The sequence below is a fragment of the Loigolactobacillus bifermentans DSM 20003 genome (genome assembly GCF_001434575.1).
Lineage (GTDB): Bacteria > Bacillota > Bacilli > Lactobacillales > Lactobacillaceae > Loigolactobacillus > Loigolactobacillus bifermentans.
The window spans coordinates 16,791-40,320 of sequence record NZ_AZDA01000082.1; the positions used below are offsets into that span (position 1 = coordinate 16,791).

Sequence of the window (23,530 nt, forward strand, 5' to 3'; positions counted from 1 at the left end):
ATTAAAAACGGTCTCACAAAATATGCGTCAAAACATATTTTGTGAGACCGTTTTGCTTAACTATCTTTTAATTGTGCCACGATTTGTTGTGCATAGCGACCTGCAGCGGCACATTCAGTAATGGTAGGATGTTGTCGGTTAAGTTTGCCAAAAGCACCACGACAGGCAAAATCTGAATGCAGCACCTGCAAGGCAGGATCACGTAAGTTTTTAGTGACTTGTGTGACAATTGACCCTTGCCAATTGGACGTACTGAATACGGCAATCCGAGTGACTTGTTGTGAGGTTAAGGCTTGGATAAATTGTTGTAAGTGTCGATTGAGGTGACCAGCAATATATGGTGCGCCACCAAGAAACAGTAATTCAACGGGTTCAGTCAAAGGTTCAGAAATTGGTTTTGCTGGCACACCAATGGCCGAACCAATTGCGGTGGCTAGCTTTTGGGTACTACCGGAGCGAGAATAATAACGAATGGCAATTTTCAAGTGGCTCACAGCTTTCTATTCATTTGATTTTAAGGCTTCAATCATATCAATGTGTTGCAACTTGCGATGGGTGACCAGCATGACAATGGCTGTAAACCCAATCATCAGAAGGGTTGCAGCAACGTAACCTGGCCAGTGAATGAGTACTGGGAAAATGATTTGGGCAGTAGCGGCTTGTTTTAAAATAAATGCCAGCAAGGCCCAACCCGCACCATAACCGACCACGATACCGATAATGGTCAACATGATATTTGCACGAATAATATACATGGTCACTTCATTGTCGAAAAAGCCCAAGACTTTGATGGTTGATAATTCACGGATCCGTTCGGAAACATTAATATTCGTCAAGTTGTAAAGGACGACAAACGACAGTAGACCTGACAATAAAATAAAAATGAAAACAACTGGATTTAATGAACTCGACATCGTTTTGACAGCCGTCAGTTGTGTTGCCGTGAAGCTTGTTCCCATAACGGCTTTTTGATCCAAAAGCTTGTGCGCCAATGTATTGCGCTGCTTTGCAGTCATTGCACTAAGCCGAACGAATAACGTATTGCTGGTCGGCGTTTTATGGAATGCCTGACGATAGGCGGCGGGACTTAAGTAAGCGTAAACGCCCATATAGTTTTCGGTTACAGCGGCAATCTTAATCGTTGCAGTTTGACCAGTGGTCGGCGTAAATGTCACACGATCGCCTTTTTTTAAATGTAATTGGGTTGCAATTTTTTGGCTAATGACCAAACCGTGTTGCGGCAAGGTCAAGCGCTTGTTACCTTGTTTTAAGGTGACATAATGGCTAAATGCCGATTTCTTTTGTGGCGTGATGAGTGTGACGTCAGTTAACTGTTGACCAGTTGTTTTCAATTTGCCAACAGCTGAATTGGCTTGAGTCGCACTTTGATAGTGCGGATTTGCGCGTAAAATTTTTAAGGCCGGTGTTGCTTGATGATCGTGTTTTAAAGCAAGCAGTGCGTCGTAATGGGTAATATCATTGAACTGAGTGCTTGCCGTTCCACCGATAGAATCTCGCAAACCAAATCCAGTGAGCAGTAGTGCCGTCCCACCGGCAATCCCAATAATCGTCATGATCATACGACTTTTATAGCGAAATAAATTCCGATAAGAAACTTTTTGGTTAAAGCTAAGTCGGTGCCATAGCGGCGTGATCCGTTCCATTAAGATTCGCTTGGCTGATTTAGGTGCACGCGGCCGCATGAGTTCAGCGGGTTTCTCAGATAATTCACGCCGCACCACAATAAGGGCCGCCCCGACCGTGGCCAATAATGCAAAGCAAAGCGCCAAACCAAAAATTGGCCACATAAATGGTACGTCTACAATCAATGGAATACACATGTGATACAGTGAAATCACAATTCGTGGCAAAGTGAAGTTTCCAATGAGGCCGCCTAATACGGCGCCAATCATCCCGGCCATTAAGGCATACGTCAGATAGTTGCGGGCAATCGCAAATTTACCGTACCCCAAAGCCTTGAACGTACCGATCTGACTGCGTGCTTCCTCAACCATGCGCGTAATGGTGGTAAAGGTGATCAAAGCAGCAATTAGAAAGAAGAAAACTGGAAAGACGTTGGCGATGGCCGCAATTCGCGTTGAGGAATCATGGTAATCACTAAAACCAGGTAAATCGGCTCGGGTTTGCCAAGTGTAGTGGGTGGCCGTTTTTGAGCGTAGGGCTTGTTGGGCCTGATTCAGCTTGGACTGTGCCGCAGCAAGTTGCTTCGCTTGCGCGGTTAAAGTAGCATTGGTTGACTGCCCACTAGCTTGTGCTTGCTTTTGGGCAGCAACAAGTTGCTGCTTGGACTGTGTGAGCTGTGTCTGTTGGCTTTTTAAAGGCTGACTAGCCTGCTGATAAAGCGTCCGACTACGCGTTTTGGCACGTTGTTTAAAGTGTTGCTTTAGCGCGGCCACTTTTTTAGCCACACGTGTCTTATAAGCGCTGTCATAGGTGTTAAAGCGTTGTAGGGCACTAAAACGGATATTTAATAAAGTCGCTGTTTTAAGTTGTAGCTGTGCTGCAGGTAAGTAGGCGAAGAAATGAATGGTCCCGTCACCGATATTGGTTGCCCCGCGGGTATTATCGTCAATGTAATTTGGCACATCTCCGAAGCCAACGACTGTATAGGTACGATGCTTTAAACCAGCATTTTTGGCAAATGTGATGGTCTCTCCGAGTCGGTAATGATAAGTGGTCTTAGCCCGTTGATCGAGAACGATTTGTCGATTTGAACGTGGTAAGTGACCACTTTCTAGGGTCAATTGGTTTTGTTGTTGTTTTTGCGTATAGCCATAAAGGGCAATCGCATCGTTATCTTTGCCACCAATTACGTTTTTGTATTGAATGGCCTCGGCTTGGGCACCACTGATTTTTTCAGCGGTTTTCACGTCAGTAGCTGTAAAGCCAGTCGTTGAAAGAAGTTGGACGTCACTTAATCGGCTACGCTTGACAGTGGTGTCCAGTGAATCATTCAGACCGGGACCGGCTGCCTTAATACCGACAAATACCAAGGTGCCTAATAAAATAATCAGAATAATCGCAACGAATCGGCCTTTATTAGCCCCAATTTCGCGCCACATATTTTTTGTCATTGGTTTCATGAAGGACACCTACCATTCAATGGCGCTAACCGGAATGGGGTCGGCGTTGTCTTCAATCGAGCGTACTTTGGCATCGTTGATGCGAATCACGCGGTCAGCCATTTTTGCTAACGCAGCATTGTGGGTGATGATCAAAACTGTTTTGTGATCTTGTCGGCTGGCATTTTGTAATAAGGTCAGCACTTGTTTACCGGTTTCGTAGTCTAGGGCGCCAGTCGGTTCATCACATAATAATAGTTTTGGGTTTTTGGCCAGTGCGCGGGCAATCGCCACGCGCTGTTGCTCGCCACCTGAAAGTTGTGAGGGAAAATTTTCCAAACGATTGCCAAGCCCTACCTGTTGCAAGGTGGTAGTTGCATCTAAGGCATCTGGCACAATTGAATTGGCGAGTTCAACGTTTTCTTTTGTGGTTAAATTTGGAATCAAATTATAAAACTGGAAGACAAAGCCAACATCTGTTCGCCGATAAGCGGTGAGCTGTTTTTCGTTAAATTTGGCAATGTCGACACCGTCAATTAAAACTTCACCACTGGTCGGTGTATCCATGCCGCCAAGAATATTTAAAACAGTCGATTTGCCGGCGCCAGAGGGGCCTAGAATAACGGTCAGTTGGCCTTGCTCACATTTAAAATTAAGATCATGGTTGGCCATGATCGTGGTTTCGCCCATTTGATAACTTTTGGTTTCATGGCGTACTTCAATATAACTCATGCTCATTCCTCCATTATTTAGACACAGTGTTGGTATTATATTGATTATAAGGGACGCGAATAGGTGCGACAACCAACAAACAGCGTTATTTTGTTATTGAGCCAGCACTCTCTTAAAATCTGTTGGAAAGAAGACGAAAAAATGGTAGGCATTAAAAATAATCGCCGTACACAATACACACAAACGAGCCTTAAGCAGGCGCTGATTCAATTGTTACAACAGCAACCACTGGCAAAAGTCACCGTAACGGAACTTTGCCAACAAGCAGATCTTAATCGCAGTACCTTTTACACCCATTACCATGACCCAATGGCATTATTTCAAGCAATTGAAAGCGATTTGATCACGGCGATTCGACCGTTACTTGCCGGGACTGAACCTGATTTACCAGCAATTTTAACGGTGCTGCAGCAACAGCAGGCAGCGACACTGGTGATTTGCCGGAACTTAAATGAATCAACGCGACTGCAACAGTTTTTAACCTCGATTCGGCATGAAACCGCGTTAGATTACCGCCATTGGTTTCAAACAGATGACCCCGTGATGCTCGATTATTATTTTGATTTTTTTCTAGGTGGTTCATTGCGCGTGATCACCACGTGGTTGCAAAATGGCGCACAACAGTCTCCAATACAAGTTGCGACCGTGATTATGACCATTATGCAGCGGTTAGCGACTGATCAAAATCGTCATGAAACCCTTTTCAATTAAACGCAAATGTGGTAAGTTTAAGTTACCTGCAAGGGGCGCCAATTGGCTGAGATCGAACCCTTGAACCTGATCTGGCCAGTACCAGCGGAGGAATGCAGCCTTCATTCTGGAAATCAAAGACTTTCCTTTTCAAGGCTGAATTCTTTTGGATTCGGTCTTTTTGCGTTATGAATGTGGTAAACGATTGATCTGCTGATTTTAGCTGCAGATCAGTTGTCATAAAGTTAAAGTGGTATCAATCAATCATTTGGAGGCTTTGAAATGTCAAAAGTTTATCTATCAGCACAACTACCAGCTGTTGCACAGAATGCGCTTGCGGCACATGGATTGGATGTCAGTGTTTATGAAGGTGATGGTCTGATTTCACATGAAGAACTGTTAAAACAAGTGCCGGATATTGATTTTTTGATCACGCCTTTATCAACTAAAGTGGATCGTGAAGTGATCGATGCAGCGCCAAATCTGAAACTGATTGCCAACTTTGGGGCTGGTTTTAATAACATTGATGTGGCGTATGCCAAGGAAAAGGGGATTCCAGTGACCAATACCCCGGCTGTTTCAACCAATGCCGTGGCAGAAGTGACGATTGGGTTACTACTGGCATTAAGCCATCGATTTGTGGAAGGCGATCAGAAAATGCGTCACGAGGGCTTTCCTGGTTGGGCGCCGTTGTATTTCTTAGGCCATGAAATTGCTGGTAAAACGTTAGGCATCGTCGGTCTGGGTAATATTGGTAGTGACGTTGCACGGAAAGCAAATGCGTTGGGGATGCACGTTCAGTACTATAAACGGCATCCACTTTCTGACCCTGAGGAACGGTCCATGAAAGTAACCTACGTTGATTTAGAGACCTTAATGACAACAAGTGATTTTATTAGCATTAACGCACCGCAAACAGCTGAGAATCATCACCAATTTGATGCAGCAGCGTTTAAGAAGATGAAAAAATCAGCTTATTTGGTAAATGTCGGACGAGGGCCAATCGTTGATGAGGCAGCACTGCTAACGGCTTTACAAACCAATGAAATCGCTGGGGCCGCACTAGATGTTTACGAACATGAACCAGCAGTGGACGATGGGTTTAAAGCATTAAAAAATGTGATTTTAACCCCACATGTTGGGAATGCTACGGTGGAGGCACGCGATGCAATGGCAAAAATTGTGTCTGATAATACCCTGCTTGTTGCAGCGGGTAAGTCTGCTAAATTTATTGTGAATCCATGATTAAAACGCTGCTTTGACTAAAAGAGCACTTTATGCAGTTGAATCTGTATAAGGTGCTCTTTTTAAGGTGTTTTCTTGCGTTAACTAAAAACAAGGTGCCTTTTGAAACGCGTTTAAGTGGCTTTTTGGCACCAGGCTTAGTATGATAAGATTAAATTGGTCTATTCGCTAGTTGGTTAAAACGGACTATACCAGCAAGGCATCTTAGAATTTAGTGAGAACTTAATTTGAAATTGGTATGCTATCCTTCGTAAAACATTATCAGACTATTTAAAAGAATTGATTTTATAATCATACATCGAATTATGAAAACGCTGTTTTGACAATTTAATAGACTTAATAAGTCTATTAAATTATGTGGCTAGTAAGCGGATACAATGCTATCTTGGTATCGTACCCTAAAGGCTAACTGGAGGTGACGGTCACTTGTTTTCATTAACAGCATTAGAAATCAAAATTGTGACTTATCTCTTAACACAGGGTAAAACGCACTATCAGGAATTGATGACGATGACTGGTTTGTCACGGATGACGGTTGTGAAAACACTCGATCATATTAGCGAACAACTACAGCCCCATGGTATTCAACTGGTGCGTAAAAAAGGTGATGGGTTGTATCTTACTGGGGATACGGCGCAATTGTTACAGGTGAGCCAACAAAGTCAAACCTCAGAGCTCAGTCGAGTTGATGCACTAACAGTATTGTTGCTTTTACAAACAACACCATTAACGATTAAACGCCTGGCCGAAACGTTTTACTTAAGTCGTAATGCGTTACAAGGTGATTTAAAACAGGTTCGGCAGCAGCTGATTGCACAGCAATTGGTGTTGAAAACAACGCATCGTGGTCTGGTTGTAAATGGCATGGAAAGTCAAAAGCAACGAGCATTAGCTGCTATTTTACAACAATATTGGCAAGGGTTTGAATCACCAGCGACGCCGCAAATTTTTAAACTTGCGGCGCCACAGTTATTTGATCAGGGCTACTTGCAGCATTTAATGCAAATGACGCAATTGTTTTTAAAGACTTACCGGTTGGATTATACGGACTATCAATTGAAAACATTGGTCATCACATTAGCAGTGATGGTCCAGCGCCTACAAGCCGATCAGGTCCTAGCAGCACCTACAATTGTAAAACCACTATTACCAGTGACGCGGGTTTGGCTCACTATGGTACAGGAACAGTTGGCCGTGACGTTACCAGTAGCCGAACAGCAGCTTTTAGATCAGCAGTTACAAGCATTACAATGGCAAAGTCGAACGGGAACTTCAGAACAGTCTCAACAAATTTTGGAACGCTTTTTACGTGGAACGTTAGCAGCAGAGGCCGTCGATCATACGTTGATTCGAGAACTTGCCCAGCATCTAGGTGAAACGCTGGAACGTTTAAAACGAGGGATTGTGATCCATAATCCTGAAACGGAAACGATTAAAAAACAATTTCCATTTAGTTTTGAACGTGCGGTTCAATTAGCCAGCCAGCTATGTGATCAGTACCAGTTGATGATGTCAGATGATGAGATTGCCTATGTTGCCTTGCATTTTCAAAGCTTTTTGGAACGTCAGGCCAAGACACATCAGATTTCAGCCATTGTGGTCTGCAGTAGCGGGACCGGTTGGATGCGTCTGTTACGACAGCGTTTGATGGCGCGGTATGAGTCCCAAATGACGATTCAGCGGGTCATGACGTTGGCTGAATTTCAGCGCACGCCGGTAAGTACCGCGTTGATCATTACAACCGTCCCATTGCCTCAGGCAACGGCAAAGGTGGTGGTGGTCAGTGCACTACTCAACCAATTAGACCAAGAAAAAATACAATTGGCGTTGCAACAATTGACGGTGATTCAAGATCCGGCCCAGCCGTTACTAAATTTACTTGATCCAACTGCGATTTATTGGCGCTCTGATTTACCAGACGCACCAGCAGCGATTCGTTTCTTAGGACAACAGTTGATTCAGCGGGGGCTTGCAACAGAAGGGGTGCTCGTAAGCACATTATCGCGGGAAATTTTTTCAAGTACAGTCGTTCGTCAAACAGCCATGCCGGCGGCACAGGTCAATGAAGTGTTGCAACCTAGTTTATCCATGCTGATCGCACCAAAAGGGATTAATTGGTATGGTCAATCGGTACAGGTAGTTTTCTTTTTGGCATTGGATCATTCGGCACAAGCCGTTCTGCCAGAAATTTATCAAGGGTTGACGCAACTGAAAACCACGGCTTTTGTCAAGCAGTTGGTCAAGTGTACTGATGCGGCAGCAGCCTACCAACTGATCCAGCAACAATTAACAGCAGCATTTAAATAAGCAACACGTTTTTGTTTAAAAATAAATTGTAAGCGATTTTAGAAAGGTGGCCAATAGGCAATGAAGTTTTTCTTAGACACAGCAAATTTAGAGGATATTAAACATTACGCTGAATTAGGTTTAGTTGATGGGGTGACAACCAATCCATCCTTGATTGCTCGCGAAGGAAAGGATTTTGAAACAGTCATCAAATCAATTGCCAAGGTTGTTTCCGGGCCAATTTCTGCCGAAGTTACGGCGACAGACGCTGAAGGCATGATCACTCAAGCGCAAGGTTTAGCAAAATGGGCGACTAATATTGTCGTGAAGATTCCGATGACAGAAGCCGGGTTAAAGGCCGTTAAAACATTAAGTGGTCAAGGAATTAAAACAAACGTTACATTGGTTTTCTCAGCAGCACAAGGGTTATTAGCTGCTAAAGCCGGTGCAACTTATATTTCACCTTTCTTAGGTCGGTTAGATGATATTGGTTCTGATGGCCTTGAATTAGTTGAAAAATTACGTCAGATTCTTGATATTTATGACTTTGATACGGAAATTATTGCAGCTAGCATTCGTGGTCCGCAACATGTGGAAAATGCTGCGTTGATTGGGGCAGATATTGCAACGATTCCAGCTGCTGTTTTTGGTAAATTATGGTCACACCCATTAACTGATAAAGGTTTGAAACAGTTTGAAGCGGATTGGCAAGCTTTTCAGGCCAAGCAAGGCAACTAAAACGATTGTTTAGAAAAGGAGCGATTGCGCATGTTCGATGAAACAGATCAATTAGGGGTTAATACGTTACGGACGTTGAGTATGGATATGATTCAAAAAGCCAATTCTGGGCATCCCGGGTTGCCACTTGGGGCGGCACCAATGGCATATGTGTTGTGGACACGCCATTTGAAAATTAACCCAGCAACGTCATTAAAATGGCCAAATCGGGATCGATTTGTCTTATCGGCAGGACACGGTTCGGCTTTGTTATACAGTTTGTTACACTTAGCAGGTTATCAAGTATCAACGGCTGATTTGAAACAGTTCCGTCAATGGGGCAGTCATACCCCAGGCCACCCAGAATATGGGGTGACAGATGGCGTTGAAGCAACAACCGGGCCTTTAGGACAAGGTATCAGTATGGCAGTTGGGATGGCAATGGCTGAAGCGCATTTAGGCGCCCAATATAACAAGCCGAATTATCCCATTATGGATCACTACACCTATACTTTAATTGGTGATGGCGATTTAATGGAAGGCATTTCTCATGAAGCCGCTGCCTTAGCGGGACATTTGAAGTTAGGCAAACTGATTGCATTGTACGATTCCAATAATATTTCGTTAGATGGCCCGACGGATGCTGCCTATACCGAAAATGCCGGCGAGCGGTTTGAGGCCTATGGCTGGCAACATTTATTAGTTGAAGATGGCACGAATTTAGCCGCAATTGACGCTGCAATCGCAGAAGCCAAATCAGTGACTGATCGACCAACTATTATCGAAATCAAAACGGTTATTGGCTTTGGTGCACCAAAACAAGGCACCCATGATGTACACGGTAGTCCTTTAGGTGAAGCAGGGGTTGCAGCTGCTAAAAAGGCTTATGGTTGGGATTATCCTGCTTTTACAGCACCTGAAGCCGTTCAAGCTCGTTTTAAAGCCGAGGTTCAAACCAAAGGCGCAGATGCAGAGGATCAATGGCATGCCTTGTTTACCAAATATGCGGCTGACTATCCTGATTTAGCGGCACAGTTTGAAGCCGGGTTTAAGCAAGCCTTACCAGCTGGTTTGGCAGGTGCTTTACCAACTTATGCCGGTGATGACAAACTCGCTTCACGGGCTGCTAGCGGCAAAGCCATTAATGCATTAGCAAAAGTACTGCCTAATTTTTGGGGTGGTTCAGCTGATTTATCGGGTTCTAATAAAACCACGATTGCAGACGAAGTGCCATTTGAACCAGGCAGTTATGCAGGGCGAAATATTTGGTTTGGTGTTCGTGAATTTGGAATGGCCGCGGCTTTAAATGGTATTTCACTTCATGGCGGAACCCGCGTCTTCGGCGGCACTTTCTTCGTGTTCACAGATTACTTACGTGCTGCCATTCGAGTTTCTGCGTTACAGCATCAGCCTGTTATTTATGTTTTGACGCATGATTCGATTGCGGTTGGGGAGGATGGTCCAACCCATGAGCCAATCGAACAATTGGCCAGCTTACGTTGCATGCCAAATGTACAAGTTTTACGGCCAGCTGACGGTAATGAAACGTCGGCTGCCTGGGCAACAGCTTTAGCGACGACGGATCGACCGACTGTACTCGTCTTAAGTCGTCAAGGCCTGGCAACCTTGCCAAATCCGGCTAGCACTGCGTTGGCTGGGGTTACACGCGGTGGTTATGTTGTCAAAGCGGCTGAAAAGGCAACGCCAGATGGGTTGTTGATCGCAACTGGTTCTGAAGTCAATCTGGCACTGGCAGCACAAGCACAGTTAGCGACTGAAGGTCAGGCTGTTAGTGTGATCTCAATTCCAAGCTTTGATCGTTTTGAAGCGCAAGATGCTGCTTATCGCGCAAGTGTTTTGCCAGCTGCTGTTACCAAACGTTTAAGTATTGAAGCAGCATCAACCTTTGGCTGGGCACAGTATGTCGGTGACAAAGGGGCTGCTTTAGGCATTGACCGCTTTGGTGCTTCTGCGCCTGGCGACACTAACTTGAAAGAATTTGGGTTTAGCGTCGAAAATGTTGTTGCAAAATATAAAGCACTTTAAAAGCATTGGTTTTAAGCGGAAAGCGGCGACTTAGTCGGCGCTTTTTGCGCATGTTCTTCATAAAAGGTTAGAAAGAAGGCAAATGATGTTAGTAGCACCCTCTGTTTTAAGCGCCAATTTTATGCAATTAGGCCAAGATATTCAAATGGTTGAAGCTGCAGGCGCACAATACCTCCATTTGGATTTGATGGACGGTCATTTTGTTCAAAACCTTACCTTTGGACCAGAATTTATTAAGCAAATCAGACCTGAAACAAAAATGAAATTGGATTGCCATTTAATGGTCAGCAATCCTGATCAATATCTAGAACAATTGGCTGCAAATGGTGCTGATATTTTAAGCGTGCATTTTGAAGGTAATGACCACATTCATGCGTTATTACAGCAAATCAACGGTTTAGGCTGTGCCAGTAGTTTGGTGTTAAACCCAGGGACAGCAGTCGCTTCTGTGACAGAATTGTTGCCCTTGGTGAAGCAGGTATTAGTGATGACCGTCAATCCTGGCTTTGGTGGACAACAGTTTATTGCATCTTGTTTGGGTAAAATGGAACAACTTGCGGCTTATCGTCAAGAACACGGCCTTGACTTCAATATTGAAGTTGATGGTGGTGTCAATAGCGAGACTGGGCAACGTTGCGTAGCGGCTGGCGCTGATGTGCTAGTAGCCGGTTCTTATGTGTTTGGTCAAGCTGATCCTGCTGCACAGGTTGCGCGCTTACTTGCATTACATTGATCATGAGATATGAGCCGATCAGGATAATTTGTCTTGATCGGCTTTTTTAATTGCGAATCGGTATCAGTAATATCTTTTTTAATGAATTGATTTATGATAAAACGTGTAGGTGCTTTCCCTGAATTTTATCAGTGCCTGTCAATTGTTGCGACTTAAAAATCCTATGGTGATAGGATTCATGAAATTCTAATCTTTAAAAGTAGGTCAAGGTACTAATTGACTTTGGTTTTATGCGCTGTCTATACTGAAACTATATAAGAATTTATCATCAATAAGCGTAATTTAGTTACGCTAATGATTTAGGAGGTTTTTCAGATTGGGAAAAACATTATTTGATAAATTGTGGGATCGCCACGTTGTTGCTGGCAAAGATGGTGAACCACAGCTGATCTATGTTGATTTGCAGCTCATTCATGAAGTGACATCACCACAAGCATTTGACGGTTTGCGTCAAAATAAGCGTTCTGTGCGGCATCCAGAGTTAACGTTTGCAACGCTTGATCATAATGTCCCCACTGAAGATATTTTTAACATTCAAGATGCGATTTCACGTAAGCAGATTGAAACCCTTGAAGCGAATTGTAAAGATTTCGGAATTCGTTTGGCGGATTTAGGGACTAAAGAACAAGGTATCGTGCACGTCATTGGACCTGAATTAGGGTTAACGCAGCCAGGGATGGTGATTGTTTGTGGAGATTCACACACCGCAACACACGGTGCGTTTGGTTCAATTGGTTTTGGAATCGGCACCAGCGAAGTGGAACATGTCCTGGCCACCCAAACAATTTGGCAAACCAAACCTAAGAATATGGGGGTTCACGTTCATGGCAAGTTGCCAAATGGGGTCTATGCCAAAGATATTATTTTAGGATTGATTGGCCGTGAAGGTGTTGCGTTTGGAACGGGTTACGCAGTCGAATATTATGGTGATACAATCGATAGCCTAAGTATGGAAGAGCGCATGAGTATCTGTAATATGACCATTGAAGGTGGTGCTAAGTATGGTTGTATCAAGCCAGACCAAACCACTTTTGATTATATTCAAGGGCGCAAGTATGCGCCAGCTGATTTTGCAAATGCGCAGGCAGACTGGGAGACGCTTTATACAGATAGTACAGCGGACTACGATGTGATCATTGACGTAGATGCCAGTCAATTAGCACCAATGGTTTCATGGGGAACAAATCCTGGGATGACCGGTCCTGTTGATGAGCCTTTCCCAGAAATCGACGGGGATGCAAATGTACAACAGGCCTATAATTATATTGGGCTGCAGCCTGGTCAGACCGCCGATCAAATTCCAATCACCTATGCTTTCTTTGGTTCCTGTACAAATGGCCGGTTATCAGATTTAAAGATAGCCGCTAAGATCTTAAAGGGTAAAACAGTCGATCCTCGGGTAACGGTTTTGGTTGTACCTGGCTCCCGCCAAGTGAAGCAGGCTGCAGAAGCGTTGGGGCTGGATCAAATCTTTAAAGATGCAGGTTGTGATTGGCGTGAACCAGGCTGTTCTGCTTGCCTGGCCATGAACCCAGATAAAATTCCGGCAGGGGAACATTGTGCCTCAACGACGAATCGGAACTTTGAAGGCCGGCAAGGCGCAGGGGCACGAACACACTTGGCCAGCCCAGCCATGGTGGCTTACGCGGCTTTAAATGGTCATTTCATTGATATTAGAAAGGTGGTTGACTAGGATGCAAGCTATCAAAAAGGTTACCAGTCCAACCGTCGCAATTTTAAAAGATAATATTGATACCGGTCAGTTAGTACCGCGGACAGCGCTTAAAGCTACTGATGACAATGTTAATTATGCTGATCGGTTATTTTATGGCGCGCGTTATTTGGCGTCAGGTGCACCGAATCCTGATTTTCCATTAAATGATCCTGCGCATCAGGCAGCCCAAATTTTGGTAACGGGGGAAAACTTTGGCTGTGGCTCCTCATGGGAACATGCGGCCTGGGCGTTAAGAGATTATGGGTTTAAAGTGGTCATTGCGAAAAGCTTTAATAGTATTTTCTATATGAATGCGTTGAATAACGGTTTATTACCGCTCACATTGCCAGTCGCCCAGTGGGAACAATTGGCAGCATTACCAGCCGATGTGCAAGTAACGGTTGATTTGGCTGCTAAAACGGTTCAGTTAGGCCAGCAACAATGGCCATTTGAAATTGAAACCTTATGGCAGGAACGGTTACTAAAAGGCATTGATGATATTACCTTTACAGAGGGCTATCAGGCTGATATTGAACGTTTTGAGGCTCAAAAATAAGGTTACAAAAATGGCTTTCACTGAAAAGGTGAAAGCCATTTTTAGGTGAGCTTAAATTCTAAAATCGCGTGCGCCAACTGCAATTTCGTCGATATGCTTACCGACGACTTCACGAATGCGTTCGTTTGGAATATCCGTTAGTTTTTCGTGGATCACCCGATTACCCAGTGCAACTGTTTCAGGACTCGCATAATCTTCAAGATATTCCTTCAAGGTCATCAAAGCATTTGGGTGACAGCAGTTTTGAATTTGACCACTTTTACAAAGCGACATAAAGCGGTCGCCTGTTCGACCAGCACGGTAGCAGGCTGTGCAGAAACTTGGAATATAACCAAGTTCCATTAGCCAACGCACCACTTCATCAAGGGTTCGTTTGTCACTGGTATCAAACTGGTTCGATTCTAAGCTATCGCGATCTGTTCCTGCATAACCGCCGACGCTGGTGACAGAGGCCCCACTAATTTGTGAGATACCTAAGTCCAAAACGTTACGACGTGTGGCCATACTTTCCCGCGTGGACATGATCATACCAGTGTAAGGAACAGCAATGCGAATACAAGCGACGATCTTTTCAAACGTTTCTTCACTGATCCCGTTGTCGAAAGTATCCGGATCAATATCGTCAGCTGGCCGAATTCGGGGCACTGAGATCGTATGCGGTCCAACGCCAAAAGCGGCCTCCAGATGTTCTGCATGCATTAAAAGCCCAGCAAATTCGTAGCGGTATTTATCAAGACCGAATAAAACACCGATCCCAACGTCATCAATGCCACCTTCTTGTGCCCGATCCATCGCTTCAGTATGATAATCATAATCATGTTTAGGGCCCCAAGGGTGTAATTTCAAATAACTTGCTTTGTGATAAGTTTCTTGGAATAGAATGTAAGTGCCAATACCAGCTTCGTGTAATTTACGATAATTTTCAACAGTCGTTGCTGCAATATTAACGTTGACACGGCGAATCGCGCCATTTTTATGTTTAATGCTATAAATTGTATTAATGGATTCTAACACGTATTCAATCGGACAATTCCGAGGATCTTCGCCAGTTTCCAAGGCTAAGCGTTTGTGGCCCATATCTTGCAGGGCAATTACCTCGCGCCGGATCTCGTCTTGGGTCAGTTTTTTACGCGGAATGTGCTTGTTTTGACCATGGAATGGGCAATAAACACAACCGTTGACACAATAGTTAGAGAGATATAATGGCGCGAATAAAACGATTCGGCTGCCATAAAAGGCCTCCTTGATCCCTTTGGCCAAACCAAGGATCTCTGCATTTTTATCAGGTAGGGTACAAGCTAATAAAACAGAAGCTTCCCGGTGGTTTAAGCCCTTATGTAGTTGTGCTTTTTCCAGGATCTGATCGATCAATGCCGCATTTTCTTTATTGGCGTCGGCATACGCCAAGGTATCTTGAATTTCATCATCGCTGATAAATTCAGTGGCAACGTGAGATTTTGGATTATACATGGTGGTCCTTCCTTTCTAAGGGGTCAGATAAGACTTTCCCCGCAGCGAGTGACAGACGACGATTAATGCATGTATCATAAAATCAAACCGTAACAGGCTTGTTTTTATCTCAGTGAACAGTTGCTTAGTCAGAAAAAGATTTTAATTCAGATTAGTATGTGAAATTAAAAGCATATTAACTTAATAACCACTTTGAATTTAAACGATTTTAAAGCGATTGTCAATTGTTTTTTGAAAAATATTTTTAAAATAAAAAGCGTTTCCAATACTGATATATCAATATACTATGCTTTTAAAGACTGCTGCGGGAACATCACGGTATTCTAATGCTTAAATTATTAATTTCTAAACAAAAGACATAATGTTAAATTCACAAACGAACAATATCATTTATTTTTTTTGCAATAAATTGAGCGTTGACAGTTGATTCAATTCGAATATTTGTGCACTGCTGTGAATGAATGAAGTTTTTTTTGATAATTTGATTTAAATTTGGACTTGAGTTGAGCGGTGACTCGTTGTATCGTAATCTCAATACAGATTAGAAAAGAAGATGAGCCGATGTTCCAAGATATTGCACCACACGCACTTAATACGAAATATACACCAAGACCTGTTCAGGCGGCTGATTATGTGATTGTCCTGCATAACAATCAGCTCCTATTAGAAGCCGGACAATTGCCAACGTTTGCTGATTTGCAACAACACTATTCGCAATCGTTAGCAGATCCGATTTATCTGTTATCGGTTGAGAAGACTCATTTTTTCTATTTAAACACCACGTTGGCAACCGATGACGCTTACCGCTATGCCAGCTTAAATGTGTTCCGTACTTTACAACCCAAGTGGTTGGCCTTTGCGGCAGTTACCGCAGCACATTTAGCAGCATGGTACCGTGATAATCAATTTTGTGGACGTTGTGGTCAAATATTGACGCGCGGCTCAGAGCAACGCGAACTCATTTGTCCAAATTGTGGTTTGGAGATTTTTCCGAAGATTTCACCAGTGATTATTGTTGGGGTGAAGCATGGGGAACGACTGCTGTTGACAAAATATGCCGCTCAATCTGGCTACAGCCATTATGCGTTAATTGCGGGCTTTGTTGAAATTGGTGAAACGTTAGAAGGGGCGATTCGGCGGGAAGTTTTTGAAGAAACGGGATTAGAAGTCAAAAATGCGCAGTATTTTCAGAGTCAACCTTGGGGCTTTTCGCAATCGATTTTAATGGGCTTTTTTGCTGATCTAGCCGATGATGCGTATGATACCGCGCTTTATAAAGATGACCGTGGCGAGCTTTCTGAACGGAAATGGTTTGAACGTCAGGTGATCCCAGATGATGACACAACGCTTAGTTTAACTTGGACGATGATCAAAGCGTTCCATAATGGTGAAATTGCCTAATAAAAACACGCCTTGCAAACTGTGCAAGACGTGTTTTTAGGCTATTCAGGCCGTTTCATTGTAAATAAGAAAATGAGAAAAACCAACGGTACGATCACCTGTAGGTAAGGAATTAAAACGCCTAGGTTAACACCTAGTAAAAATAAAATTCCAACGATGATACAAGCAATCCATAAGCTAAGGCGCACAATACGATTTGTGTAACGGCGCATGGCATGACTGTCAGGGCTGGACGCATTTGAGGTGGGCACTAGCTCGTCTCGGTCATCAGATTTCATCGCAAAAACTCCTCCAAGTACTGTGAACAAATGAACGGGGACGTGAATTGTGAAGGTGACGACAGCTACTGGTGTCGTCACCTTCATTGTAAGGGGTTTAAATTGAAAAAACAAGTTACCTTGTGAGATAGTAAACATCGTTTACGAGCATTATGTGGCGCAAGTGAATAATTGTTGGTATTAGTGTGGTACAACAGTTGCTGGTGCAGCTGCTTTTTTAGTTTTAGGGGCGGTTTTAGCGGCTGGGAAAATTAAATTCGTAATGATACCAACAAAGGTCGTCGCAGCAATGCTATCGCTAAAGATTACTTTTAGCCAGTCTGGTAAACCAGCAATTGCTTGGGCATTACCGGCTAGGCCCAGGCCCATGGCGAAGGTGATCCCCATTACCATAATGTTGCGCTCATTAAAGCCAGCCTGTGCCAGCATCTTAACGCCATTAATGGTGATCATTGCAAAAACTGAAATTAAGGCACCGCCAAGCACAGCGCTTGGAATCGATGCAAAGATGGCACCTAACTTTGGTAAAAAGCCGCAAATAACCAGGACGGCTGCGCCTAGTGAGATACACCACCGGTTAATGACTTTTGTCATCGATACGATACCAGCATTTTGACCAAAGGCGGTTTGCGGCATTGAGCCGAAAATAGCAGCGACAAAACAACCGATGGCATCTGCAATGACAGAACCGGCAGTTTCAATGGCAGTTGCCGGACGGTCAAAGGCTGCAATTGTGATACCAGATGTATTGCCAATGGTTTCCATTGCGACTGTGATGTAGATGGCAATAAAGCTAACGATGACTTTGGTATCGAATGTTGGGATAAAGTGCAATGGCATTGGCACTGTGAACCATGATGCTGAACCGACAGCACTAAAGTCGACTTTTCCGAAAAATAACGCCACAATGTAACCGAAAACCAGACCGAATAGTAAGGCCGCCGTTTTTACGACACCTTTGAAAAAACGTTGCAGTACAACAACAAAAAGGAAAGTGACAAAGGCAATGGTTAAATTTTGCCAAGAGCCATAGTCCTTAGCGCCAGCACCGCCGGCAAAGTAATCTCGCGCAACACTTAGAAGATTGATGCCGATCGCAATTAAGGTGCAACCGATCACCAATGGTGTGAAGAAGCGTTTTAAGTAAGGATAAAAAATACCGATCAAGCCTTCAACGATACTCCCAATCAGCGCACCACCAAGGACGGCAGGAATCCCGCCAGCCGCAGCGGCGGCCGAGGCAGTTGGCACAAATGCAAAACTAGTTCCCATAACGATGGGTAAGCGTGATCCCATTTGAAAACGGCCGATTTTAATCGGATACAATTGCAAAAAAGTTGCTAGGCCTGAAACAAGCATCCCAGCTTGAATCATGGTAACGGTGTCGCTGGCACTAGCCTTTGCCACCGTGGCAATAATCAGCATCGGTGCAAGATTACCTGCAAACATCGCTAAAACGTGTTGCATCCCTAATGGAAAAGCAATTGAAAATTTGGGACGACCATCCAGCTGGTAGACCATTTCCTGATCTGTAAGCTTTTTCTGAGTGTTAGGTGTTGTTTGATTCATTCAAAAAACCTCCGTTTGTCATGGCAAGAAAAAGATTTTGGGCTTCCAGTCGTGCAAAATCAAAGTTGTTTGCCTTATGCTTTCAAAACTAGCACAAAACGAAACAGGATTCAAAGCTTTTTTGCGATAATGTTCGATAAAATTACGATTATATGCTTTTTAAAGCTAACATAGCGTGTGATATTGTTATATATCTTAATATTAAAATAATTAGTCTGAAATATTGTTTGTGTTTTAAATGGAAGGCGGTTGACAACAAAATATCCTATTTTAGATGTGCTGCCATTTGAAATAGGGGTCTCCTTTAATGAAGTCTTTTTGTGTTGGCGCTGGCCAAGGTGTCAGTTCCAACTTCTAGGTTGATTTTGTGATGTGATAGGGGCTCGATCTTGCTTTAAGCCAAAGCTTTGTATGCTGTTAGGATAATGAGTCGAGCGTTAAGCGTCATTGGTTGCGAAGTGGGTGTCCCAAAATAGGCCGATTTGATTGGCTAACGCTTGCTGATTGTTTTTACTGTTGTGTTATAAGACGCCATAAAGTGATTCATGCCGCAAGTGTTTGGATCGTGAACTTGGTGGACGGTATTGTGGGTATTCGCATCATAGAAAAATTGAAATCTCTGAAAAGGACAAGTATACTTTGAATGATAGTAATGACAATCGATAAAATAAAAGTTTACGGCCGCAAACTCGTAAGCAACCTATTAGGAGGGTTAATTTGAAAATTGGAATTATTGGCGCAATGCCAGAAGAAACCAAATTATTACAATCAAAAATGACACAACCGCAGCATGAAGTGATTGCAGGGGTCGATTTTTATTGTGGCGAGATCGACCATCAAATGGTCATTTTAGTGCGTTCTGGTATTGGCAAAGTACAGGCAGGAATGACCACAGGTATTTTGTTAGAAAAATACCAACCAGATGTTGTGATCAATACGGGTTCGGCCGGTGGTATTGGAACCGGGCTTCAAATCGGTGATTTAGTTGTTTCTTCGAAGGTGTTATATCATGACGTTGATGCCACAGCTTTTGGCTATGAGATCGGTCAATTACCTGAGCAGCAGCCAAGTTTTACGGCGGATCCAACTTGGTGTCAGCGCATTGAACAAGCTGCTCAAACAGTCGGTTTGGCCACGCATGAAGGGCTAATCGTAACGGGAGATCAGTTTATTGCAGGAAAAGCTGCAACAGACAAAATTCTAGCCAACTTTCCAGATGCATTAGCTTGTGAAATGGAAGGTGCTGCCATTGCACAGGTGGCGACCCAATTTAAGGTTCCGTTTGTGGTGATTCGCGCCATGAGTGATGTGGGCGATGAATCAGCCGGCGTTAATTTTGATGATTTTATTATTGATGCTGGCAAGCAATCAGCGGCATTGGTTTTGGCATTACTAGGACATTTGGCTTAGTCATTAAAGCCGAATGTGTTATACTAAATATGCTTACTTTTTTATAGTGAAGGGGAATTGAAATGACGCATATTTATCTTGATAATGCGGCGACAACACCGATGGCGCCAGAAGTTATTACAGAAATGACGCAGCAGATGACTGAAAACTTTGGCAATGCTTCAAATATCCATTATTTTGGGCGGCAGGCGCGCCAAGTATTGGATGCTAGCCGCCAGGTATTAGCACAAAGCATTCATGCTCAGGAATCAGAAATTGTATTCACCAGTGGCGGTACGGAAAGTGATAATACGGCAGTCCTGCAAACTGCTTTTGCACGCCAAAGTTTAGGCAAGCATTTGATTACCACGGCAATTGAACATGAAGCAATTTTAAAACCGATGCACTTTTTAGAAACACAAGGGTTTGAAGTGACTTATTTGCCAGTTGATGAAAATGGCCAGATTTCAATGACAGATTTTAAAAATGCATTGCGACCAGATACCATTTTAGTTTCCATTATGACTGGGAATAATGAGGTCGGCAGCCATATGCCAATTCATGAAATTGGCGAGTTGTTAAAAGATCATCAAGCTTGGTTCCACACAGATGCGGTTCAGGCCTATGGGCTATTGGATATTGATGTGCAACGTGATCACATCGATTTGTTATCTGTGTCAGCCCATAAATTAAATGGACCTAAATTTTTGGGCTTTTTGTACCGTCGTCAAGGCTTAAACTTTCCTAGTTTTGTCAAAGGTGGCGATCAAGAAGACAAACGCCGGGCTGGGACTGAAAATATTCCTGCAATTGCTGGATTTGCTAAAGCGGTGCGCTTGATCACACCGACTGAAAAGGCACAACGGCAGGCGAAATATGCTGGGTTTAAACAGCAGATCATTGCTGGGTTGAAAGCGGCACACATTGATTTTGAGCTTAATGGCAGCTTGGCAGCAGATAATTTACAACATGTGTTGAACTTGTGGATCAAAGGCGTTTCCACCACTATTTTACAAATGAATTTGGATCTTGCTGGTTTTGCCATTTCAGGTGGTTCAGCTTGCACAGCGGGTAGCCTAGAACCATCGCATGTATTAACAGCCATGTATGGTGCTGATAGTCCACGCATTAGCGAATCGATTCGCGTCAGCTTTGGGAAGGATAATACAGCTACGGAAATCGATGCCTTTGTGCAAGCGTTAGTTCAAAATGTACAACAAATTAAAGCACGTCAAAAAACATTGATTTAAGGAAAGGCGGTAGGCGCATGGCACTTGCAACAACAGCAACCTTAAAAGGTGATACGACAGTTTATCAGTTGTCACCAGAAGTAAAACGGTATACGTTACGGGATGTTGGGTTTATCGAAAAGAAGAATGGGAGTTATTTATTGGAACAGCCCTTGGATATTTCGGTATTACCGCAAAAATCAATCAAACTTAAACTCACCGTGAATAAAGATCTGCAACATTTTAGCATGGGGGTTGTTAGCGCCAACGGGTTACAGCCGGTGGATATTTTCAATCAACCGGCTATGGCGGATAAACTGGAACAATTTCAATTTGTGATTCAAAACTTATTGGATCGGAAAGTATTGACCCATTAAAAGTGTTGCTTTCTAGTAACTGCTTGCTATAATAAAACATACTGAATTCAACGACCTTCAAATCGTGGATTTTCAGAATCTATTTGAAATGATGGTGACAAATCATGCGTGAAAACGCAAATGCCAACACACGGGTTGTCGTCGGCCTATCCGGCGGCGTTGATTCGACGGTTGCAGCGTTGCTTTTAAAGGAGCAAGGTTACGATGTCGTCGGCGTATTTATGAAAAATTGGGATGACACTGACGAAAACGGTGTTTGTACCGCAACCGAAGATTTTAAAGACGTGGTTAAGATTGCCAACCAAATCGGCATTCCTTACTATTCTGTGAACTTCCAGAAAGAGTATTGGGATCGCGTATTTGAGTACTTCTTAGCTGAATATAAAGCAGGACGCACTCCAAATCCTGATGTCATGTGTAATAAGGAAATTAAGTTCAAGGCCTTTTTAGACTATGCCTTACAATTAGGTGCTGATTATATTGCAACGGGCCATTATGCACGTGTTGTTCGTGAAGACATTACCGGTGAAGTGAAGATGTTGCGTGGCGTTGATAGCAACAAAGACCAGACGTATTTCTTAAGTCAGTTATCACAGGATCAATTACAAAAGGTGATGTTCCCCTTAGGTAATCTGACCAAGCCAGAAGTGCGGCAGATTGCTGAAGCACATCATCTGGCAACGGCTAAGAAGAAGGACTCAATGGGGATTTGTTTTATTGGCGAAAAGAATTTTAAGCAGTTCTTAAGTCAATACTTGCCAGCGCAGCCTGGTGAGATGCGGACATTAGATGGTGAAGTCAAGGGCCATCACGATGGCCTGATGTATTACACAATTGGTCAGCGTCAGGGCCTAGGCATTGGTGGCGATGGCAAGCGCAATGCACCTTGGTTTGTAATTGGGAAAGACTTGAAGACCAATACATTGTATGTGGGCCAAGACTTTCACAATCCACAACTCTATGCTACCCATTTAACGGCATCAAAGTTTAATTTTACGCATAACATTAACGGTCGTGGCACAGCCTTCCATGTAACAGCAAAGTTCCGCTACCGGCAGCAAGATACTGGTGTGACGGTTCATTACAACCCAATGGATCAAACGGCAACCATCGATTTTGACGAGCCTGTTCGGGCCATTACACCGGGTCAGGCCGTAGTGTTATATGATGGTGAGGAATGTTTAGGCAGTGGGACCATTGATGCTGCTTATCGTGATGAGAAAGTTTTACAATATGTTTAATGAAAAGCACTTGCGCAAGCGGGTGCTTTTTTACGTCCAGCCTTGAATTTCAGCGCTAAATTCAGCATAATAGCCTGTATAGGATGATTTAGAAGGGGCGTTAATTGTGACAACTTTGTATTTTGTACGGCATGGTAAAACACAGTGGAATTTAGAAGGACGGTATCAAGGTGGGCACGGGGACTCTCCTTTGTTACCAGAAAGTTATCAAGAAATCAAAGAGTTGGCGCACTTTCTCGCACCAGAACCTATTCGACATATTTACAGTAGTCCGTTATTACGCGCAAAAACCACGGCACTGGAATTGGATCGCCAATTACCAGGCCAAATTCCGATTACCATTGATGATCGGTTACGGGAATTTAACTTGGGTAAAATGGAAGGGATGCGCTTTACGGATGTTGCGACGCAGTTTCCAGCGCAGCTACATGCATTTCGCCATGCACCAGCTGATTATGACCCAACCGTTATTGCAGGTGAGGGCTTTCCTGAACTGGTCGCACGCATGCGCCCAGCTGTCGACGAAGTGGCCCAAGCGGATCACGGTACAGGTTGTTATTTGTTTGTCAGTCATGGGGCGGCGTTAACCGCGTTATTGCAAACCTTGATCGGGACACCCTTAGCAGAATTGCGCAGCCATGGTGGGTTATCGAATACGAGTTTAACCACTTTAGAAACGATTGATCATGGCGAACACTATCGGCTCGTAAAGTGGAATGACGTGCATTATTTATCGAAGACACCTGAAGCCAGTGATACGATCTAGGTGATATA

The 23,530-nt window shown here is 43.6% G+C and carries 20 protein-coding genes and 1 riboswitch; of the genes, 14 read left to right on the plus strand and 6 right to left on the minus strand.

Annotated features, from left to right (window positions below; all coding sequences use genetic code 11):
- Positions 1-56: 56 nt before the first annotated feature.
- From FC07_RS09055 to FC07_RS09065, 3 genes are read right to left on the minus strand one after another with little or no spacing between them, the layout of a single operon-like run.
- The gene (locus tag FC07_RS09055; RefSeq protein WP_057904779.1) at positions 57-485 is read right to left on the minus strand and encodes a flavodoxin family protein; all 429 of its coding nucleotides are present in this window, start codon (positions 483-485) and stop codon (positions 57-59) included.
- Positions 486-500: 15 nt separating this feature from the next.
- Positions 501-3,104: an ABC transporter permease gene (locus FC07_RS09060; RefSeq protein ID WP_057904780.1), complete on the minus strand. Its 2,604-nt coding sequence runs from the start codon at positions 3,102-3,104 to the stop codon at positions 501-503.
- Positions 3,105-3,113: 9 nt separating this feature from the next.
- On the minus strand, positions 3,114-3,815 hold the full coding sequence (locus FC07_RS09065; RefSeq protein ID WP_057904781.1) for an ABC transporter ATP-binding protein: 702 nt from the start codon (positions 3,813-3,815) through the stop codon (positions 3,114-3,116).
- Between the two features lie 63 nt (positions 3,816-3,878).
- Here FC07_RS09065 and FC07_RS09070 point away from each other — a divergent pair, with 63 nt between their 5' ends.
- From FC07_RS09070 to leuD, 8 genes are all read left to right on the plus strand, one after another.
- A complete protein-coding gene (locus FC07_RS09070) occupies positions 3,879-4,526 on the plus strand; it encodes a TetR/AcrR family transcriptional regulator (protein WP_157050142.1) in 648 nt (215 codons plus the stop codon).
- 21 nt (positions 4,527-4,547) lie between these two features.
- Positions 4,548-4,636: riboswitch (TPP riboswitch) on the plus strand.
- 151 nt (positions 4,637-4,787) lie between these two features.
- Positions 4,788-5,750: a 2-hydroxyacid dehydrogenase family protein gene (locus tag FC07_RS09075; RefSeq protein ID WP_057904783.1), complete on the plus strand. Its 963-nt coding sequence runs from the start codon at positions 4,788-4,790 to the stop codon at positions 5,748-5,750.
- A gap of 426 nt (positions 5,751-6,176) precedes the next feature.
- Positions 6,177-8,057, plus strand: a complete 1,881-nt coding sequence (locus FC07_RS09080) for a BglG family transcription antiterminator (RefSeq protein ID WP_057904784.1) — start codon at positions 6,177-6,179, stop codon at positions 8,055-8,057.
- A 60-nt stretch (positions 8,058-8,117) separates the two neighbouring features.
- Positions 8,118-8,774 (plus strand): fructose-6-phosphate aldolase, encoded by a 657-nt coding sequence (gene fsa / locus FC07_RS09085; RefSeq protein WP_057904785.1) that lies wholly within the window; start codon positions 8,118-8,120, stop codon positions 8,772-8,774.
- Between the two features lie 30 nt (positions 8,775-8,804).
- Entirely contained in the window at positions 8,805-10,799 is a 1,995-nt protein-coding gene (gene tkt, locus FC07_RS09090) for a transketolase (protein ID WP_057904786.1), read from the plus strand.
- 85 nt (positions 10,800-10,884) lie between these two features.
- Complete coding sequence (gene rpe, locus FC07_RS09095) at positions 10,885-11,532, plus strand: ribulose-phosphate 3-epimerase (protein ID WP_057904787.1); 648 nt, start codon at positions 10,885-10,887, stop codon at positions 11,530-11,532.
- Positions 11,533-11,848: 316 nt separating this feature from the next.
- The gene (leuC, locus tag FC07_RS09100) at positions 11,849-13,225 is read left to right on the plus strand and encodes a 3-isopropylmalate dehydratase large subunit (protein WP_057904788.1); all 1,377 of its coding nucleotides are present in this window, start codon (positions 11,849-11,851) and stop codon (positions 13,223-13,225) included.
- Position 13,226: 1 nt separating this feature from the next.
- Positions 13,227-13,802: a 3-isopropylmalate dehydratase small subunit gene (leuD, locus tag FC07_RS09105; RefSeq protein ID WP_057904789.1), complete on the plus strand. Its 576-nt coding sequence runs from the start codon at positions 13,227-13,229 to the stop codon at positions 13,800-13,802.
- 51 nt (positions 13,803-13,853) lie between these two features.
- On the opposite strand, the gene hydG is transcribed toward leuD, so the two are convergent.
- Positions 13,854-15,272, minus strand: coding sequence for a [FeFe] hydrogenase H-cluster radical SAM maturase HydG (hydG, locus tag FC07_RS09110; RefSeq protein ID WP_057904790.1), 1,419 nt, complete (start codon positions 15,270-15,272; stop codon positions 13,854-13,856).
- Positions 15,273-15,833: 561 nt separating this feature from the next.
- On the opposite strand from hydG, the gene nudC reads away from it, so the two are divergent.
- Entirely contained in the window at positions 15,834-16,673 is an 840-nt protein-coding gene (nudC, locus tag FC07_RS09115) for an NAD(+) diphosphatase (RefSeq protein ID WP_057904791.1), read from the plus strand.
- Positions 16,674-16,714: 41 nt separating this feature from the next.
- Here the strand turns inward: nudC and FC07_RS09120 are convergent, their stop codons facing one another.
- A complete protein-coding gene (locus FC07_RS09120; RefSeq protein ID WP_057904792.1) occupies positions 16,715-16,951 on the minus strand; it encodes a hypothetical protein in 237 nt (78 codons plus the stop codon).
- A gap of 180 nt (positions 16,952-17,131) precedes the next feature.
- Complete coding sequence (locus tag FC07_RS09125) at positions 17,132-18,520, minus strand: uracil-xanthine permease family protein (protein WP_057904793.1); 1,389 nt, start codon at positions 18,518-18,520, stop codon at positions 17,132-17,134.
- Positions 18,521-19,237: 717 nt separating this feature from the next.
- On the opposite strand from FC07_RS09125, the gene FC07_RS09130 reads away from it, so the two are divergent.
- The 5 genes from FC07_RS09130 to FC07_RS09150 all read left to right on the plus strand — a co-directional run bounded on the left by FC07_RS09130 (position 19,238) and on the right by FC07_RS09150 (position 23,522).
- Entirely contained in the window at positions 19,238-19,930 is a 693-nt protein-coding gene (locus FC07_RS09130; protein WP_057904794.1) for a 5'-methylthioadenosine/adenosylhomocysteine nucleosidase, read from the plus strand.
- 62 nt (positions 19,931-19,992) lie between these two features.
- Positions 19,993-21,159 carry a cysteine desulfurase family protein gene (locus FC07_RS09135; RefSeq protein ID WP_057904795.1) on the plus strand — a complete coding sequence of 389 codons (1,167 nt, stop codon included), beginning with the start codon at positions 19,993-19,995 and terminating at the stop codon, positions 21,157-21,159.
- A gap of 17 nt (positions 21,160-21,176) precedes the next feature.
- Positions 21,177-21,515 carry a cysteine desulfurase gene (locus tag FC07_RS09140; RefSeq protein ID WP_057904796.1) on the plus strand — a complete coding sequence of 113 codons (339 nt, stop codon included), beginning with the start codon at positions 21,177-21,179 and terminating at the stop codon, positions 21,513-21,515.
- A 104-nt stretch (positions 21,516-21,619) separates the two neighbouring features.
- Complete coding sequence (gene mnmA, locus FC07_RS09145) at positions 21,620-22,756, plus strand: tRNA 2-thiouridine(34) synthase MnmA (RefSeq protein WP_057904797.1); 1,137 nt, start codon at positions 21,620-21,622, stop codon at positions 22,754-22,756.
- A gap of 106 nt (positions 22,757-22,862) precedes the next feature.
- Positions 22,863-23,522 (plus strand): histidine phosphatase family protein, encoded by a 660-nt coding sequence (locus FC07_RS09150; RefSeq protein WP_057904798.1) that lies wholly within the window; start codon positions 22,863-22,865, stop codon positions 23,520-23,522.
- Positions 23,523-23,530: the final 8 nt, after the last annotated feature.